Source organism: Actinophytocola sp., from assembly GCF_036555685.1.
Lineage (GTDB): Bacteria > Actinomycetota > Actinomycetes > Mycobacteriales > Pseudonocardiaceae > Actinophytocola.
In genome coordinates, this window is the sequence record NZ_DATBKY010000102.1 from 1 (window position 1) to 18102 (window position 18102).

Annotated in this window: 14 protein-coding genes and 1 pseudogene; 6 read left to right on the plus strand and 9 right to left on the minus strand. The window is 70.6% G+C overall.

The window, feature by feature from the left end:
• Positions 1-418: 418 nt before the first annotated feature.
• On the plus strand, positions 419-748 hold the full coding sequence (locus VH969_RS10340; RefSeq protein WP_331973457.1) for an SCO4225 family membrane protein: 330 nt from the start codon (positions 419-421) through the stop codon (positions 746-748).
• Positions 749-758: 10 nt separating this feature from the next.
• Here the strand turns inward: VH969_RS10340 and VH969_RS10345 are convergent, their stop codons facing one another.
• Complete coding sequence (locus VH969_RS10345; protein WP_331973458.1) at positions 759-1322, minus strand: sugar O-acetyltransferase; 564 nt, start codon at positions 1320-1322, stop codon at positions 759-761.
• Between the two features lie 214 nt (positions 1323-1536).
• Between VH969_RS10345 and VH969_RS10350 the strand changes: the two genes are divergently transcribed.
• On the plus strand, positions 1537-1803 hold the full coding sequence (locus VH969_RS10350; RefSeq protein ID WP_331973459.1) for a DUF6191 domain-containing protein: 267 nt from the start codon (positions 1537-1539) through the stop codon (positions 1801-1803).
• Here VH969_RS10350 and VH969_RS10355 read toward each other — a convergent pair.
• Positions 1791-2825, minus strand: a complete 1035-nt coding sequence (locus VH969_RS10355; protein ID WP_331973460.1) for an alpha/beta fold hydrolase — start codon at positions 2823-2825, stop codon at positions 1791-1793. The genes VH969_RS10350 and VH969_RS10355 overlap by 13 nt on opposite strands.
• Positions 2826-2890: 65 nt before the next feature.
• Here VH969_RS10355 and VH969_RS10360 point away from each other — a divergent pair, with 65 nt between their 5' ends.
• Positions 2891-3706, plus strand: coding sequence for an SAM-dependent methyltransferase (locus VH969_RS10360; RefSeq protein WP_331973461.1), 816 nt, complete (start codon positions 2891-2893; stop codon positions 3704-3706).
• 1 nt (position 3707) lies between these two features.
• Here VH969_RS10360 and VH969_RS10365 read toward each other — a convergent pair whose 3' ends face one another.
• The 4 genes from VH969_RS10365 to VH969_RS10380 form a co-directional block, all read right to left on the minus strand.
• The gene (locus VH969_RS10365) at positions 3708-4934 is read right to left on the minus strand and encodes a class I SAM-dependent methyltransferase (RefSeq protein ID WP_331973462.1); all 1227 of its coding nucleotides are present in this window, start codon (positions 4932-4934) and stop codon (positions 3708-3710) included.
• A gap of 27 nt (positions 4935-4961) precedes the next feature.
• The gene (locus VH969_RS10370) at positions 4962-6329 is read right to left on the minus strand and encodes an FAD-binding oxidoreductase (protein ID WP_331973463.1); all 1368 of its coding nucleotides are present in this window, start codon (positions 6327-6329) and stop codon (positions 4962-4964) included.
• 39 nt (positions 6330-6368) lie between these two features.
• Positions 6369-7190 carry a hypothetical protein gene (locus VH969_RS10375; protein WP_331973464.1) on the minus strand — a complete coding sequence of 274 codons (822 nt, stop codon included), beginning with the start codon at positions 7188-7190 and terminating at the stop codon, positions 6369-6371.
• Between the two features lie 288 nt (positions 7191-7478).
• Positions 7479-9353 (minus strand): Xaa-Pro dipeptidyl-peptidase, encoded by a 1875-nt coding sequence (locus tag VH969_RS10380; RefSeq protein WP_331973465.1) that lies wholly within the window; start codon positions 9351-9353, stop codon positions 7479-7481.
• A gap of 229 nt (positions 9354-9582) precedes the next feature.
• Here VH969_RS10380 and VH969_RS10385 point away from each other — a divergent pair, with 229 nt between their 5' ends.
• Entirely contained in the window at positions 9583-10197 is a 615-nt protein-coding gene (locus VH969_RS10385) for a hypothetical protein (RefSeq protein WP_331973466.1), read from the plus strand.
• Here VH969_RS10385 and VH969_RS10390 read toward each other — a convergent pair.
• The 3 genes from VH969_RS10390 to VH969_RS10400 are packed head-to-tail and all read right to left on the minus strand — an operon-like array spanning position 10183 to position 14933.
• Positions 10183-11334 carry an acyl-CoA dehydrogenase family protein gene (locus tag VH969_RS10390; protein WP_331973467.1) on the minus strand — a complete coding sequence of 384 codons (1152 nt, stop codon included), beginning with the start codon at positions 11332-11334 and terminating at the stop codon, positions 10183-10185. The genes VH969_RS10385 and VH969_RS10390 overlap by 15 nt on opposite strands.
• Positions 11327-13315 carry an ATP-binding protein gene (locus tag VH969_RS10395; protein ID WP_331973468.1) on the minus strand — a complete coding sequence of 663 codons (1989 nt, stop codon included), beginning with the start codon at positions 13313-13315 and terminating at the stop codon, positions 11327-11329. Before VH969_RS10395 ends, VH969_RS10390 begins: the two co-directional genes overlap by 8 nt.
• A gap of 4 nt (positions 13316-13319) precedes the next feature.
• Entirely contained in the window at positions 13320-14933 is a 1614-nt protein-coding gene (locus tag VH969_RS10400) for a carboxyl transferase domain-containing protein (RefSeq protein ID WP_331973469.1), read from the minus strand.
• Between the two features lie 183 nt (positions 14934-15116).
• Here VH969_RS10400 and VH969_RS10405 point away from each other — a divergent pair, with 183 nt between their 5' ends.
• Together VH969_RS10405 and VH969_RS10410 are read left to right on the plus strand one after the other, a co-directional pair.
• Positions 15117-17333 carry an MMPL family transporter gene (locus VH969_RS10405; RefSeq protein WP_331973470.1) on the plus strand — a complete coding sequence of 739 codons (2217 nt, stop codon included), beginning with the start codon at positions 15117-15119 and terminating at the stop codon, positions 17331-17333.
• Positions 17334-17550: 217 nt separating this feature from the next.
• Positions 17551-18102: pseudogene (locus VH969_RS10410) on the plus strand (hypothetical protein); the annotation flags it as partial.

Below are 18102 nucleotides of genomic sequence, written 5' to 3' on the forward strand. Positions count from 1 at the left end.
GCCAGAGCTTCGCCCACCTGGTCCTCCGGCAGGGCCTGGACCAGGCGCATCAGCTCATCTCGCTCCGCGCTCACAACGATCAGTCTACCGGGCATGGGTCTCGCGAACGACGCATCGGCGGCAGTGTGGCGAGCGCGGAACCATCACGGAAGGCGCGGAACACCACCGAGAAGCAGCGCAGAGCACCACAACCGCGACTCGCGCCAGGGGTAGCCCCGGAGGAGTAGACAGCGTTCATGATCAGGCCGTATCCAGGCCGTGAGAGGTCGGAGACGGGCGAGTACGCACGAGAACTGATGACAGACGTTGATGCAGGTCAAGTGACCTGCGGTAACAGGCCCGGTCAGACCACAGTCGACATCCTGCAGATCTCGGCCGACGCGTTGCACTGGCAGGACAGCAGAACCACAATGCCGGCATGAAGCGCGCCTGGCGTGCGGTTCCCTGGCGGTTTCGGTGGGTCGGGACCGCGTACCTCCTGCTGATCGTCGGTGTGGCCGTCTTCGTGTGGCTGGCGACCTGGGGCCCGCTCAGCCGGCCGGGCGACGCGAGTTTCGCCGGCATCTGGCTGTACTTGGTGGCCATGCCGGCATCGCTGGTTGTCTTCGTGCTCGCTCCGGCGGAAACCGGTCTGCCCGCATTCGCGGAGCTTGTCGCCGCGGGCTTGGCACAGGGCGCGCTGTTCTTCATGTTTACCTGGTGGCTGGACAAGCGTGTGGCCGGTCACCGGGACAGAGCGGCATCCTGACCGTCTGCCCTCAGCGGTCGAGCTTGCGGATCACCCGGGCGGGGTTGCCCGCGGCCAGGACGCCGCCGGGGACGTCACGGGTCACCACGCTGCCAGCACCCACCACCGTGTTGTCGCCGACGGTTACGCCCGCGCAGACGATCACGCCGCCGCCGAACCACACGTTGTCGCCGATCGCGATCGGTGCGGCGCGCTCCCAGCGCTGGCGGCGCATCTCGTGGTCGTCCATGGGGTGCAGGGCGGTCAGCAGCTGGGCTCGCGGACCGATCGACACGTCGTCACCAATGGTGATCGGGGCGCAGTCCATCAGGATGGCGTCGTAGTTCAGGAAGCTGTTCGAGCCCAGGCGGATGAGGCTGCCGTAGTCGCACTGGAAGCGCGGCATGATCCACGACCCGGCCCCGATCTCGCCGAGCAGGTCCCGCAGGATGTCGTGCCGCTCCTGCTCGGCCGTCGCCGCCGTCCCGTTGAAGCGGTCGAGGAGCGACTGGCACCGCCGCCGCTCGTCCACCAGCACCGGGTCGCTGTCCTTGTACCACTCGCCGCGCACCATGCGGTCCCGTTGATCACTCACGCGCCCGATGATGCCCCGGGTCTCGCGGCACGAGAGCGCAGGGCGGCGGGAAGACTGGCGATTACACCGATGTCTCCGACGCGACCCGCGGCGCACGCTGAATGAGTCCCGACCTCCCTACCCTGCTTGGCGGGATTCATGCGTCGAGGAACCCGGGCGGCCGGAACTTCGCCGCTCCGGGGTGCGTTCAACGCACATGGCATGGGTGTGGGCGATGTCGATCCCCGGGCTGGTGTGCCTGCTCGTCGTGCTCGCGGCGTTCGAGCGGTTCGGGCTCTGGGCGAGCGGGCGGAGCCGGTTGCCGGGCCGTCGCAACCGCACCCGTGACTCGCTGTCCGGGACCGGGATCGAGGAGCTCGGCGCCTTCTTCTACGCCGGCAAGCGGATCGAGCTCGAGCAACGGCAGTCGGAGCTCGTCATGCCCGAGCGCGAGACCAGCGGCGACCCGCCGCTGCTCATCCGGCCCGATCAGCTCGCGTAGGTGTCCAGGAAGTCGTCGAGGTAGGCCCACGTCGTCGTGCGGGCGCCGCGGCCGGCCAGCACGCCGAGGTGACCGCCGGGCGCCGTCTCGTACCGGACCTCCGCCGCGTTCTCCAGCACGTCCACCAGCTTGCGGACCGCGCGCTGCGGGGCGATGCCGTCCCCGCGACCGGCGACGACGAGGACCGGGGCCTTCACCGAGTGCAGCGAGATCCGCCGGCCGCCGAAGTCGACCTCGCCGTCCGCCAGGTCGTTGGAGCGGAAGAAGCGGTGGTACATCTGCCCGAACGTGCGCCCGGGGTAGGCGATCATGTTGTCGGTGAACCGGTCCACGGCCTCCAGCTGCGCCAGGAAGTCCCGATCGTCCAAATGCGACAGAACCGCGTACGGCTTGGTCACCATCTTGTCGAGCGCCGACAGCTGGAACGCGCGCTTGACCAGTGCCCGCGGCGCGCTGCCGAACAGCCGGTACACCGGCGTGAGGATCCAGCCGTTGGTCAGATCGGCGAGCGGCTTGATGGGTGCGATCAGCGGGATGGCCGTCATGTCGATGGGCGCCGCGACCGTGGTGATCGACGCGATCGGCAGCTCCGGGCGGTCGGCGTGGGTGAGCAGCGACAGGATGCCGCCGAGACACCACGCCACCAGGTGCACCGGCGCGCCGCCCGCGTCCTTGGCGACCGCCTGGATGGACCGGGGCAGCACCTCGTCGATCCAGTGCTCGAGGCCCAGCCGCCGGTCGGAGAAGCTGACCGAGCCGTAGTCGACCAGGTAGAGCCGCCTGCCGCCGTCGACCAGGTGCTCGGCCACGCTGCAGCCCCGCCGCAGGTCGAAGCACAGCGCGGGCGCGGCGAGCGGCGGCACCAGCAGCACCGGCTCGCCCCGCTGGGCGCCGCCGACGAACCGGTACACCGACCGGTTCGGGCCCTTGTCGATCAATGTCCGGGGCATCGGCCGCAGGTCGGCGACACCGCCTCGCAGCACCTTGTCACGGACGTTCTCGGCGGCGTCGGTCAACCTCATGGGCCCATCCTGCGCTCAGCTGATCTTCTCTTCAACCGCGCCACCCGATGACTACGATGCGGTACATGGCGTCTACGGAGCGGCCGAACTGGGCACCGGAATCGATCGACCTGGAGCGGCCCAACGCCGCCCGGATCTACGACTACCTCCTGGGGGGCGCGGCCAACTTCGCCGCGGACCGGGAGTTCGCCGAGCAGTTGCTCACCGTGCTGCCCGAGGCCCGCGGGGCCGCCCGGATGAACCGCGCGTTCCTGAACCGCGCGGTGCGGTTCTGCGTCGACGCCGGCATCCGCCAGTTCCTCGACGTCGGCTCCGGCATCCCGACCGCGGGCAACGTGCACGAGATCGCGCAGCGCATGGACCCGTCGTGCCGGGTGCTGTACGCGGACGTCGAGCCGGTCGCCGTGACGCACAGCGAGCTGATGCTGCGCGACAACGACCAGGCGGCGGCCATCCGTGCCGACTTCACCGACCCGGACTCGGTCCTGGACAACGAGACCACGCGGCGCGTGCTCGACTTCGACCAGCCGATGGCCCTGCTGCTCGTCGCCGTGCTGCACTTCGTGCCCGACGACGCCCAGCCGTACGACGCCGTGGCCCGCTTCGTCTCCCGGCTCGCGCCCGGCAGCTACCTGGTGCTGTCGCACTCCGTCGAGCGCCCGTCCGAGGAGCAGGCCGAGGGCATCGACCGGCTTTACGACCGGGCCGACGCCCCTGGCGTGCGCCGCACGCACGCGGAGATCGCGCGCTTCTACGACGGCCTCGAGATGGTCGAGCCGGGCCTGGTGAACACGCCGGAATGGCGCCCGGAGCCGAACGACACCAGCGCGGACCAGCCCGGCGCGGACGTCGCCATCGCCGGGGTGGCCCGCAAACCCTGACCTACCAGGTCGGCCGCAACGGCATGTGCGACGCGGTGCCGTCCAGCCGGACGCCGAGCATCTGGTGCAGCTGCACGGTGTTGCGGTCGAAGCCCAGCCGCGAGCCGGCCATGTACAGCCGCCACACCCGCGCCCGGCCCACGCCGACCTCGCGCACGGCCTCGTCCCAGTGCTCGTCGAGGTTCGCGCACCACTGGGTCAGCGTCTTCGCGTAGTGCTCGCGGAGGTTCTCCTCGTGGCGCACCTCGAAGCCGTTGTCGTGCATCTGGGTCATGAGGTAGCCGGGGCTCTCCAGCTCGCCGTCCGGGAAGACGTACCGGTTGAGGAAGCCGCCGACCTTCGCGGGCTTCGTGTCCGGCCGCGTGATGCAGTGGTTGAGCAGCCGCCCGCCCGGGCGCAGCTTGTCGTGCAGCGAGCGGAAGTACTCGCCGAGGTGCGCCTTGCCGATGTGCTCGGTGAGGCCGATCGAGCTGACCGCGTCGAAGCCGGACTCGGCGACGTCGCGGTAGTCGAGGTGGCGGATCTCCGCGAGCTCGGTCAGGCCGGCCTCGGCGATCGCCTTCTGCCCCCATTCCGCCTGCTTGCGCGACAGCGTCACGCCGAGGGCGCGTACGCGGTAGTGCTTCGCGGCATGCATCACCATGCCACCCCAGCCGCAGCCCACGTCGAGCAGCCGCATGCCGGGCTCCAGCCCGAGCTTGCGCGCGACGAGGTCGTGCTTGGTCCACTGGGCCTCTTCCAGCGACGCGTCGCCATCCGGGTAGACCGCGCAGGTGTACGCCATCGACGGGCCGAGCACCCACTCGTAGAAGCGGTTCGACACGTCGTAGTGGTGGGAGATGGCGTCCTGGTCCCGCTTCTTGGAGTGCTTGCGGCCACGCAGCCGCGACTCCGCGTCCGGCCGGCGGGCGGGCCACCACAGCCGGTACATGCCGAGCCGCGCGAGGATCTCCGCCTGCGTACGCGGCGGGATACCGTCCAATGTGGCCGCTGACATGCTCGCCAGCGCGGTGTACATGTCGCCGTGGATGTCGATGGTGCCGCTGACGTAGGCCCGCGCGAGACCGAGCTCGCCGGGTGCCGACGCCAGGTAGGACAACGCGATCGGCGAACGTACCTCCACCCGCACCGGTGCGTCCGGGTCGCCGGCCCTGCTGCCGTCGAACGCACGGAACTCCAGTGGAGCGTCGCGCCCGATCACGCGCTCGAAGATTTCGGCCAGTCGCATGGTTCGCTCCTTCCCGCCCTCAGTGGTCTATCGGTTGCCAACGCACTTCGCGTACAGATCGGGAAGCCGCCCCTTCGGGTCGTAGGTCTGCTTCAGCTTCCGGTAGGTCTCACCGTCGTACCGCAGCCAAAACTCATCCTCGGTGAAGTACGAATCCGAGTACAGCGACTTATGTCCACCCAGATCGGTGACCTTGCTCTCGATCAGGCGATTGTGCGTGCCATCCGGCTGACCGGGACCCAGCGGCACGGTCGCCCAGAACCCGACGTTCACGAACAGCCGCCCGGGCTCCATCGGGTACAGCGGCCAGCCGTGCGACTCGCGGAGGCGGACCGGGCACAGCCAGACCGGGCGGATGCCGATCTCGGCGTCGAAGAACTCGAGGAACTCGGCCAGCCGCTCGACCGGGACCTCGATGTCCTGGATGACGGCCTCGCGGTCGGGCTGGCGCAGCAGCCGCCCGACCCGGGCGGACAGCTGGTGCCGGCGGTCGAACGCGACGATCTTGCGGTAGACGTCCGAGCGCAGGTAGCGGCGCGGCCAGAGTCGGCGGACGACCGGGTGCTGTGCACCGAGCGCCTTCGAACACCAGAACCAGTCGGTGTCCCAGCGCCACAGGTAGTCGCGCACCGTGAGCTGGTCGGTCACCCGATCACGGATCGAGTGATAGAAGATCCGCTGGCCGGTGTAGTCCGACACATCCGCTGCCTGGTCGGAGAACGTGCCGAGCGTCAGGTACATCTCGTCGCCGGCGAACACGGTCCCGTCGACGAAGTCGGCCGCCTCGCCGGAACCGGTCGCGCATGCCTCCTCGATGCCCTTCGCGCAGGCCGCGGCGTCGGAGTAGCGGACGTGGCGCAGCGAGACGTAGGGCTTGACCGGCTGGAGCTCGATGCGCAGGCGCAGTGCGTAGCCGAGGGTGCCGTAGGAGTTGGGGAAGCCCCGGAAGAGGTCGCGGTGCTCGTTGTCCGGCCGGGCCAGCACGACGTCGCCGTCCGGGGTGAGGATCTCCATCTCGAGCACCGACTCGTGCGGCATGCCGTTGCGGAACGAGCTCGACTCGATCCCGAGGCCGGCCACGGCGCCGCCGAGGGTGATGGTCTTGAGCTGCGGGACGACGTGCGGCATGCGGTCCCGGGCGAGCGTGGCGTCGGCCAGGTTCTCGTAGGTCGTCATGCCGCCGACGTCGGCGGTGCCGGCGGCGGTGTCGATGTCGATCACACCCGCGAAGGCGCTGACGTCCAGGGCGTTCGCGGGCGGCGGTTCGCGGAAACGGAAGAGGTTGGAGGTGGGCTTCGCGAGTCGTATGGGCGATCCGTCCGGTTGTGCCACGAGCTGAGCCCGTAGCGCGTCCACGGCGCGGTCATGGGCGATCCGTGCTGGTGATCGGCTCACCCCACGATGCTAACCCGATCTCCCGGGAAGTTCGCCTCGCTAATGAGTTTGCCGGTACTCCTCGAACAGCTCGGTCACGTAGGCGAGGAAGAGCCCCGCGGCCCCGAACACGCCCTCGATGGGGTGCATCTGGGCCAAGCCGTAGGCCATCTCGCAGCCCTTGTAGGACGGCGCCGACTCGCGAACATCGGTGAACCAGTCGTAGAACGGGACGCGGGCGTGGGTGAGCCCGGGCGCGATGACCGGGCCGAACACGGCGAGCAGATCGAGTGCGACGGGCCTGTTGCGCAACGCCCAACGGTAGGTTTCGGAGAACTGGTAGAACCGCTGCTCGACGGGCGTCGCGTGCTGTCCGTGGCTCTCGGCGACGGCCACTCCGTGCTCGGTCGACGCCTGTTCAGCCTCGCTCCAGGCCTTGTCGTGCTGGCCGCGGGTGGCCCAGTCGCCGGTGATGTAGGTGGCCCACTTCGCGGAGCCGGGGTTCCCGAAGTCCCCGCCCGGCAGGCCTTTCGCGAGGGCCAGCCCCCGCTCGATGCCCTCCACGATGCCCGCGTCCACGTAGGACACCCAGGTGCCGGCCGCGCCCAGCTGGTGGTCCCGGAAGAAGGTGATGACGCCTTCGATGTTCCGCCACCGGTCGGGCACCCCGAGCTCGGCCCCGTGTCCACTCTCCATACCCCGGACGAGCTCGAGCCGCTCGGCCATGGTGAGCAGGTCGATGTCGTCGATGGAGCAGTCGAGCGCGGCGGCGCAGTCGGCCGGCGTGCGCTTCTGATCGGCGGAAGCCACGGGCACCGCGACCGCGGCGGCGACGATGCCGAGGAGGGACAGGAACAGCAGGACCCGCCGGCGCAGGGACATGAGATCTCCGAATCGCTCTGCGTTGAGTGAGCAGGAGCCTACGGATAGGGATCAGCGCCGGGTACATCCTTCCGTAGCAACATGGCCGAGGAGGCGGCCGCGGACACTTGCTGCGGGCCAAGCGGGCTCGAGCCGCACGTCAGCCGCTCCTTGACATCCGACCAGGAGCGGCTGACCTGCGAAGACGAAGGCGTACCAAGATCACAGGCGGCCGCCGGCCCCCCGAGATCCAGCCTAGCGACGACCACCGACGGGATCGGCGGCGAACGCGCAGGCCTGTGGACAGGTCTACTCGAAGACCGACGAGCCACCGACGACCGGCAGCGACACCGAACTCCGCGCCGGATTGACGGTCAGCTCCGTCCCCGGCAGCGGCCGCAGGGTGAAGTGCATGTCGGTCGACACGACCACGAGTCCGACCCGGTGTCCGGCAGCGAACACGTAGTCGTCGGGCTCCAGCGGCCAGTCGAACGTGTACTCCTTGCCCTGCTGGATCGGTGTGCTGCGCGAGCGGGACTGGCGGTTCTGCACGTCCGTCCACCCCCGGGTGACCATCGTCGCCGTGCCGTCCGGGGCGTAGTCCACCACCACCGCGGTCAGGTTTGCCGCGTAGCGGTTGTCGACCGACGCGCGCAGCGACACCGACGGCGTGCCGCTCAGGTGCGCGCCCGAGGCTAGCGGCGCGGACACGTACACCAGGCGGTTCGGATTGGCGGCCGACGGGTTCGTGATCAGGGCCGCGTCCGTGTCCAGCTCGCGGCCGCGATCCACAAAGGACTGGCGAGGGCCGGAGGCCGGACGGACCGAGAGCGTGCCGGGCTCGGTCGCGTTCGAGGCACCGAGGTGCAGGGAAGCCGACCGCGCACCCGGAGCGGGCCAGTCGGCGTACTTCTCGTACGTCCCGTTCGGACGCTGCACGTCCGCGCGCGGCTCGGACATGATGCCGTTGTCCACGCCGAACAGCCAGTAGTCCATCCACCGGTTCAGCGTGCGCTGGTAGTCCGACGTCCCGCGCGGGCCACCGTGGCCGTCCTTGTGCAACCAGATCTTCCGCGGCACGTGGTAGCGCGCCAGCTGCGACCACCACGACGCGTACGCGGTGCCCATCACGTTGTAGTCCTCGAGCCCGTGCACCACGAACACGCTGGCCTGCACCCCACGCGCGCGGTGCAGGTAGTCGCGATCGTCCCAGTAGCGGTTGTAGTCGCCGGTGGTCCGGTCCGCGTACTGCAGCAGCGCGTCCGTGATGTGCCGGCAGTGGTCCACCCGCGCCGCCCCCTCGGTGAAGAACGCCAGCACGTCGAGGTCCTCGCCCTGGAAGTCGTTCACCCCGGACCCGGACTGGTTCGAGTGCGGCGCACGCACGAGCCCGTTCGCTCGGTAGTAGTCGTACCAGCTGGAGATGGCCGACACCGGCACGATCGTGCGCAGGCCCTCGACGCCCGTCGTGGACACCATGTTCGGCAGCGTGCCGTTGTAGGACACGCCGGTCATGCCCACGTCACCGGTGGTCCAGTCCGCGGTGACCGGCTCGCCGGCCTCGTTCCACGCCTGCGCGCGGCCGTTCAGCCAGTCGATGATCGCCTTGGTGCCGAGCGTCTCCTTCATGTCGCCGATCGTCGGGCAGCCGTCGGAGAACCCGGTGCCGATGCTCTCGCCGAGCACGACCGCGTAGCCGCGCGGCACCCAGTAGTTGTCGAGCGACCCGGGCAGGTCCGGCACCGGCCGCGGCGCGGCGAGCGCGGTGCGCGTCGAGCCCTCGCCCTGCGCGTGCGGCTGGATGCCCTCCTGCGGCAGCACGTCGAAGTCCACATTGTGGTTCGGCGCGTCGCCGAGGTTGTACCGGTACGGGCTGTGCTCGAAGATCACCGGCACCTTGATGCCCTGCGACTCCGTCTCACCGGGACGCGACAGCTGCAGCCGCACCCGGTCGAGCCTGCCGTCGAGGTCACTGTCCACGGAGGTCTGGACGAACAGCGTCTCCTGGACGGCGTTCGCCAGGTCGAACTGCGGCTGGCTGACTCCGTTCTCGACACGCAGCCACGGGGGCGGCGTGGGCCGGTCGTCACCACGCGGCGCGGCGGTGGCCGGAGTCGCCACGACGACCGATACGAGCGGCGTGACAACCGCCATGACCAGGGAAAACCGGCGCGTCAATCGCATGACAGCCTCCGAGGTGACCGCAGGGCAAGCGACTCATCGTACGGCCAGGAGCCCCTCCCGCGGCAGCCGCGAGGTCAGTGATTTTCGGGTCCCCTCGGGGATCCGGGTATTGGTCTCCGGCGGCGCGTGGTCTAGCATTGCCATCGCAAACCCCTCCTCGGAACGGTGTTTGCGCCCGGCCTCGGCGGCCGCCACCGCCGGGGCCCTTTTGTTTGGCAGGATCCCCCGCGTGAACATCGTGGTGGGCGTCTTCGACCTCTTCACATACGCGATCGCCGGCGGGCTCTACGTCGTGCTGGCCGGCTTTGTCGCCGACCGGCTGGGCCTCGTCGAACTGAGCTCGCTGAACGGTGTCAACGGTGTCCTGCTCGTGATCGGCGCGGTGGTGCTGAGCTACCTGTTAGGCATCCTCGGGTATCCGCTGGGCTCGCTGCTGGACCGGGTGGTGCCGGGACGGCGACGTGACGCGCGTGCCGAGTTCCGCCGCCGCAACCCCGCCGCCCGCGATCGGGCCTTCGTGGACGCCGACTCGTTCCTGCTGCTCGCCGCGCTCCAACTGCACGACATGGACGCGGCGACCGAGGTGAACCGCCTGCGTGCGTCCGGGCTGATGGCCCGCAACGCGGGTCCCGCGCTGGCCCTGGCCGCGGTCACCGCGCTGGTCGAGGCGTTCACGGATGGCCACCCGGTGCTCGCCGCACTGTGCGCGGTCGTCTTCGGCGCCGCCGCCGTGCTGCTCGTGCGGCAGGGACGCAGGCTGAGCTTCATGGCGAGCATGAAGACGCTGGAGCTGTCCTTCTGGCTGCCCGATGTGGACGACAGGATCCGCTCAGCGAAGCCCTAGCTCCCGCGCGATCAGCATGCGCTGCACCTCGCTCGTGCCCTCGCCGATCTCCAGGATCTTGGCGTCGCGGTAGAAGCGGCCGACCGGGAACTCGTTCATGAAGCCGTACCCGCCGAAGATCTGCGTGGCGTCGCGCGCGTTGTCCATCGCGGCGTTGGACGACACCAGCTTCGCGATCGCGGCCTCCTTCTTGAACGGCTCGGACCGCTCCATCTTCGCGAGCGCCGCGTAGTAGGCCAGCCGCGCGGTGTGCGCCCGCGCCTCCATGTCCGCGATCTTGAACTGGATCGCCTGGTACTCGCCGATCTTGTGGCCGAACGCCTCCCGCTCGTTCACGTACCGCAGGCATTCGTCCACACAGCCCTGCGCGAGCCCGACCGACAGCGCGGCGATCGCGATCCGGCCTTCGTCCAGAATGGACAGGAACTGCGCGTAGCCGCGGCCCCGCGTGCCGAGCAGGTTGGCCTCCGGAACCCGGCAGTCGGCGAAGGACAGCTCGCGCGTGTCGGAGGCGTTCCAGCCGACCTTCGAGTACTTCTTGGACACCGCGAAGCCCGGGGTGCCGGCCGGCACGATGATCGCGGAGATCTCCTTGCGCCCGTCGGTCGTGCCGGTCACCGCGGTGACCGTGACCAGGCCGGTGATGTCCGTGCCGGAGTTGGTGATGAACGACTTCGAGCCGTTGATGACCCACTCGCCGCCCTCGAGCCGGGCGGTGGTCTGCGTGGCGCCGGCGTCCGAGCCGCCGCCCGGCTCGGTGAGGCCGAAGCCGCCGAGCAGCTCGCCCGCGCAGAGCCTGGGCAGCCACTCGCGCTTCTGGTCCTCGGTGCCGAACCGGTAGACCGGCATCGCGCCGAGCGAGACGCCGGCCTCCAGCGTGATCGCGACCGACGAGTCGACCCGGGCGAGCTCCTCGAGCGTGATGCACAGCGCGGTGAAGTCGCCGCCCATACCGCCGTAGGACTCGGGGAACGGCAACCCGAACAACCCCATCCGGCCCATCTTGGCGACGAGGTCGTACGGGAACTCCTCGCGCTCGTAGTAGTCGCCGATGACCGGCGCCACCTCCTCGCGCGCGAACTCCTCGACGGTCTTGCGCAGGGTCTCGTGCTCCTCGTCGAGCCGGAAGTCAATCATTGGACGCCTCCTCCTGTGGGGTCACCACGGCAAGGGGTTGGTTCAGCGCGACCTGTTGGCCCGCGCGCACGTTCAGCTCGGTGAGCACGCCGTCGACCGGGGCGGTGATCGTGTGCTCCATCTTCATGGCCTCGACGACGACGAGCGGCGTGCCCGCGGTGACCGCGTCGCCGACGGCCGCCTTCACGACCAGCACGGTGCCCGGCATGGGGCTCGTCACCGGCCCGCCCGCGGCGGCGGCCGCGGACTCGCCCTCCAGGAGCGAATGTTCGGCCACGGCCCAGGTCTCGCCGTGCGCGGCGAGCCACAGCGTGTCGGTCGCCTCGTCGAGCGCACGGCGGAACGACGTGATGCGGCCGCCGAACGTGACCTCGAGCCGGCCCGCGCCGCCGTCGGCATGGCGCCGGGCCGAGGCACGCACGGGCTCCGCGTCGCCGACCGCCACGCTCGCGGCGCCGGGCGATCCGGTGACCCGGACGGTGACCTGCCGCTCGCCGCAGGCCAGCCGGAACCGGGTGGCCGCGGCGCCGCCGAGCCGCCAGCCGCTCGGCACGTCCCAGGGGTCCACGACCTCGCCCGCGGGCTGCAGCCCGAGCAATTCGTCGAGCGCGGCCGCGGCGAACACGACGTCCGGCACGTCCGCGCCGGTCAGCCCGCCGAGCTTGCGCTCGACCAGCCCGGTGTCCAGGCGGCCGGCCACGACGTCGTCGTCGGCGAGCAGCGCGCGCAGGAAGGCGACGTTCGTGCCGACGCCGAGCACGGCGGTGTCGCCGAGGCTCGCGGCCAGCCGGCGCAACGCCGCATCCCGGTCCGGGCCCCAGGCGATCACCTTGGCGAGCATGGGGTCGTAGCTGGAGCCGACCACGGTGCCCGCGCGCAGCGCGGAGTCCACCCGCACGTGCGGGCCGCGCGGCTCGGCGAGCGCGAGCACGGTGCCGCCGGTGGGCAGGAAGCCGTGGGCCGGGTCCTCGGCGTACACGCGCGCCTCGACCGCGTGGCCCGTGAAGTCCACATCGGACTGTCCGATCGCGAGCTTCTCGCCGGCCGCGACGAGGATCTGCTGCTCCACCAGGTCGATGCCGGTGACGAGCTCGGTGACCGGGTGCTCGACCTGCAGCCGGGTGTTCATCTCCATGAAGAAGAACTCGTCCGGGCGATCGGTCGACACGATGAACTCGACGGTGCCCGCGCCCTGGTAGGCGACCGAGCGCGCGGCGTCCGCGGCGGCCTCGCCCATCCGTGCGCGGTCGGCCGGGGACAGCAGCGGCGACGGTGCCTCCTCGATGATCTTCTGGTGCCGGCGCTGCAGGCTGCACTCGCGCTCGCCGAGGTGGATCACGTTGCCGTGCGCGTCCGCGAGCACCTGGATCTCGATGTGCCGCGGGTTGGTCACGAACCGCTCGATGAGCAGGGTGTCGTCGCCGAACGCGCCGCGGGCCTCGCGCCGGGCGGACTCGAGGGCCGCGCGCAGGTCCGCGGGGTCGTCGACGCGGCGCATGCCCTTGCCGCCGCCGCCCGCGGACGGCTTGACCAGCACCGGGTAGCCGACCTCGGCGGCCGCCTCGACCAGGTCGTCGTCGGACATGCCGGCGAGGTTGCGGCCGGGCACGACCGGCACCCCGGCCGCCGACACGGTCTGCTTCGCGCGGATCTTGTCGCCCATCGCGTCGATCGCCGCGGCCGGCGGGCCGACGAACGTGAGCCCGGCGTCCGCGCAGGCCCGGGCGAACGCGGCGTTCTCGGCGAGGAAGCCGTAGCCGGGGTGGACGGCCTGGGCGCCGGTCTCGCGGGCCGCGGCGAGGATCGCCTCGATGGACAGGTAGCTGTCGACGTGGACGGCCTCGTCCGCCTCGGCGACGTGGCGGGCGCCGGTGTCCGCGTCGGTGTAGACGGCGACGGTCCGGATGCCCAGCCGCGAAAGCGTGCCGGCGACCCGTACCGCGATCTCCCCGCGGTTGGCGATCAGAACGGTGTCGAACATGACCTCACATCCGGAAGACGCCGTAGCGGACGGGTTCGAGCGGCGCGTTGCCGGCCGCGGAGAGCGCGAGCCCCAGCACCATGCGCGTGTCGGCGGGGTCGATCACGCCGTCGTCCCACAGCCGCGCGGTCGAGTAGTAGGGGTTGCCCTGGTCCTCGTACTGCGTGCGGATGGGGTCCTTGAACGCCTCCTCGTCGCCGGTGGACCACTCGTCGCCGCGGGCCTCGAGCTGGTCGCGGCGCACCGTGGCGAGAACCGTCGCCGCCTGCTCGCCGCCCATCACGGAGATCCGCGCGTTGGGCCACATCCACAGGAAGCGGGGCGAGTACGCCCGGCCGCACATCGAATAGTTGCCGGCGCCGAACGAGCCGCCGACGATCACCGTGAACTTCGGCACCCGCGCGCAGGCGACCGCGGTGACCATCTTGGCGCCGTGCTTGGCGATCCCGCTCACCTCGTAGTCGCGACCGACCATGAAGCCGGTGATGTTCTGCAGGAACACCAGCGGGATCGAGCGCTGGTCGCAGAGCTCGATGAAGTGCGCGCCCTTGACCGCCGAGTCGCCGAACAGCACGCCGTTGTTGGCGACGATGCCGGCCGGGTGGCCGTGGATGCGCGCGAAGCCGGTGACGAGCGTCGGCCCGTACTCCTTCTTGAACTCGCGGAACCGGCTGCCGTCGACGACGCGCGCGATGACCTCGCGGACGTCGTAGGGCGTGCGCGAGTCGGTGGGGACGACGCCGTAGAGCTGCGTCGGGTCGACCTCGGGCTCCTCGGTCTTGACCGTGTCCCAAGGCCGCGGCGAGCGCGGCCCGAGCGTGCTCACGATCGAGCGGACGATGCGCAGCGCGTGCGCGTCGTCCTCGGCGAGGTGGTCGGTGACGCCGGACTTGCGCGCGTGCACGTCGCCGCCACCCAGGTCCTCGGCGCTGACGACCTCGCCGGTGGCGGCCTTCACCAGCGGCGGGCCGCCGAGGAAGATCGTGCCCTGGTTGCGGACGATCACGGCCTCGTCGGACATCGCCGGTACGTACGCGCCGCCCGCCGTGCAGGACCCGAGGACCGCGGCGATCTGCGGGATGCCGTTGGCGGACATGGTGGCCTGGTTGTAGAAGATGCGGCCGAAGTGCTCGCGGTCCGGGAAGACCTCGTCCTGGCGGGGCAGGAACGCGCCGCCGGAGTCGACGAGGTAGAGGCAGGGCAGGTTGTTGTGGAGGGCGACCTCCTGCGCGCGGAGGTGCTTCTTGACCGTCATCGGGTAGTACGTGCCGCCCTTGACGGTCGCGTCGTTGGCGACGATCACGCATTCGCGGCCGGACACCCGGCCCACGCCGGTGATGATCCCCGCGGCCGGCGCCTCGTCGTCGTACATCCCGGTGGCGGCGAGCTGGGACAGCTCGAGGAACGGCGAGCCCGGGTCGACGAGCGAGGAGACGCGGTCCCGGGGCAGCAGCTTGCCGCGGTCGACGTGGCGCTGCCGGGCCTTCTCCCCGCCGCCGCGCGCGGCCTTGCCCGTGCGCGCACGCAGGTCGTCGACCAGTGCGGTGTGCTCCTTGACGTTCCGCTGGAAGGCCGGGTCGCCGGGGTCGGCCCCACTCCGCAGGACGGGCGCGTCCATCTCGCTCCGCTCAAGTTAGTCAGCGTTAACACTACGCCCTCGATGTTAGCGCTCACTAACGTCGCCGTCCACCGCGACCAGGCGGTATCTGCCCGATCTCACCTGGTGAGGGTGATCGCGCCCGCTCGATCCCGGTGCGAGACTGGTCTGCGGTCGGGCCGAACCTTGGCGGAGGGACGTCCCATGACGACGCAGCCGCGACCGGCGGCACCCGCCCACGGCAGGCTCGCGCGCCTGGGCAGCTGGTGTGCCGCCCACCCCTGGCCCGTCATCGCCGTGTGGCTGGTCGTGCTGGCCGGCGCCACCGTCGCGAACAGCCTGGTCGGCGGGACCTACAGCGACGACTTCACGCTCGACAGCACCGAGTCCGGGCAGGGCAGCGCGGCCCTGTCCGCGCACGGCGTCGCAGCCGGCACCACCTCGGCCCGGCTGGTCTTCTCCGCGGACTCTGGCGAGCTGTCCGCGCGGCAGGCGGCCATCGACAAGACCGTGGACCAGGTGAAGGACGTCGAGCACGTCGTGTCCGTGTCCGACCCGCTCAGCGCCGCCTCGACCGCGCAGAACGGCAAGGTCGCCTACGCGACCGTTCGCTTCGACCAGAACCCGGCCACGGTCGGCGACAGCCTCGTCGACGACATCAACCACGCGACCGACACCGCCCGCTCGGCCGGGGTCTCCGTCTACTACACCGGCAACCTCGGCAAGGCGGCCGAGCCCGCGACCGGGGACCTTCGCTCCGAGCTGATCGGGATTCTCATCGCGATCCTGGTGCTGCTGCTGGCCTTCGGCAGCGTGCTCGCCGCGCTGCTGCCGATCGTGACCTCGATCGTCGGCGTCGCGACCGCGCTCGCCGGGCTCGGGCTGCTGGCCGGGGCGATCTCGTTCGCCAAGGCGTCGCCCACGCTGGCGATCATGATCGGGCTGGGCGTCGGCATCGACTACGCGCTCTTCCTCACCACCCGCCACCGCCAGCAGCTGATCGAGGGCGTGGACCCGGTGACCGCGGCCGGTAACGCGATCGCGACCAGCGGGCGGTCGGTGCTCGTCGCGGCGACGACGGTGGTCATCGCGCTGCTGGGGCTCTTCGCCGTCGGCGTGACGTTCATCGGCAAGCTGGGCCTCGCGGCGTCGATCGCGGTCGTCGTCGCGGCCGCCGCGGCGGTGACGCTCGTGCCGGGGCTGCTGGGGCTCGCGGGCCGGCGGATCGACCGGCTGCGGGTGCGCCGGCCGGTCGCGGAGGAGACCACGGACGGCTCGGCGGGCACCTGGCGCCGCTACGCGCGGGCGCTGGAGCGCCACCCGTGGCGGTACCTGGTGGGAGCCGTGCTGGTGGTGCTGATCCTCGCGATCCCGACACTGTCGTTGCGGCTGGGACACGTGGACGACGGCGCGGGCCCCGCGGACAGCACGACGCGGCAGGCCTACGACGCGATGAGCGCGGGCTTCGGCGTCGGGGCGAACGGGCAGTTCACCGTGATCGTGGAGCCGAAGTCCTCGGCGAGCGACGCGGACCGCAACGCGCTCGCCTCGAAGGTCCAGCAGGCGCTGCAGGACACGAAGGGCGTCGCGGCCGCCACGCCGGTCACGCCGACGCAGGACAAGGCGCTGCTGCTCTCGACGGTCACGCCGACGTCCGAGCCGCAGGACTCGGCGACCGAGGACCTGATGCACACCCTCCGGGACACGACGCTGCCGCCGGTGCTCGCGGGTACCGGCGCGAAGAGCTACGTCACCGGCCTGACCGCGGGCCAGCTCGACTTCCGCGACATCGTGTCCGCGCGGCTGCCCGCGATCATCGCGATCGTCGTCGCCGCCGCGTTCCTGATGCTGCTGCTGACGTTCCGCAGCCCGATCCTCGCGATCAAGGCGGCCGTGCTGAACCTGCTGTCGATCGCGGCCGCGTACGGGGTGATCGTCGCGGTGTTCCAGTGGGGCTGGCTGGGCTGGCTCTTCGGCGTCGACGAGCCCGTGCCGATCGAGTCGTACGTGCCGATGATCATGTTCGCCATCGTGTTCGGGCTGTCGATGGACTACGAGGTGTTCCTGCTGTCCCGCGTGCGGGAGGCCTACCTCGCCGGCCACGACAACCACGGCAGCGTGGCGACCGGCCTCGCGGTCACCGCCCGGGTCATCACGTCGGCCGCGCTGATCATGATCTGCGTCTTCTTCGCGTTCCTCGCCTCGGACGACGTGGTCATCAAGATGCTGGCCCTGGGCCTGGGCGTCAGCGTGCTGATCGACGCGACGCTGATCCGGCTCGTCGTCGTGCCGTGCGCGATGTTCCTGCTCGGCGACGGCAACTGGTGGCTGCCGGCCTGGCTCGACCGCGTCCTGCCGCACATCGAGCCGGAACCGGCGCCGGCGGCGCCCGCCGCGCCGGCACCACAACCGACGTCGTAGCAGGTCAGCGGCCGGCACACCGGGAAAACCCCGTAACGTCCCCGCACCCCTGTCCCGCCACCCCTGTACCCCCCTCGAGACCGAGGGGGATTGCCCGGATGGCAGGGGCCACGCGCACTCGTAACTTAAGTGTCAGTTGGACGAACGGTCCGGCGGGGCGAACGAAAGTCGTTACGCCCCAACAGAACCACAAGACATCGAGTCAAGGAGTGCAATCATGTCGAACCCCACCGGCTTCAACCTCGCGGACATGCTCAAGACCGTCGCGAACGTCGACCTCACCAACGTGCTGGACGAGGACAACGCGCAGGAGCAGCAGGCGGCCGAGGCCAACGAGCAGCACGCGAACGCCGACAACACCCAGGTGGGCGCGCAGAAGAACGACCAGGACCAGGACACCGACACCAAGACCACGACCGTCGGCGGCGACGGTGGCAACGGTGGCATCGCGGTGGGCGGCTCCGCCGACGGTGGCAACGGGACGGGCATCGGCGGGGACGCCGGCGACATCTCCCAGAGCGGCAAGTTCAACATCAACTTCGGTGACTCGACCGCCGGTGACGGCATCGGTGTCGGCGGCAACGGCGGCGTCGGCGGGAACGCGGACGCCAGCGGCGGCAACGGCGGCAACGCCGACTCGGACGTGGACGTGGACGCCACGCAGGACAGCGACCAGGACCTGGACCAGGACAGCGACATCGACCAGGACCTCGACAGCGACCAGACCCAGGTGCAGGACGCGGACGCGGACCTGGGCGAGTCGGTTCGT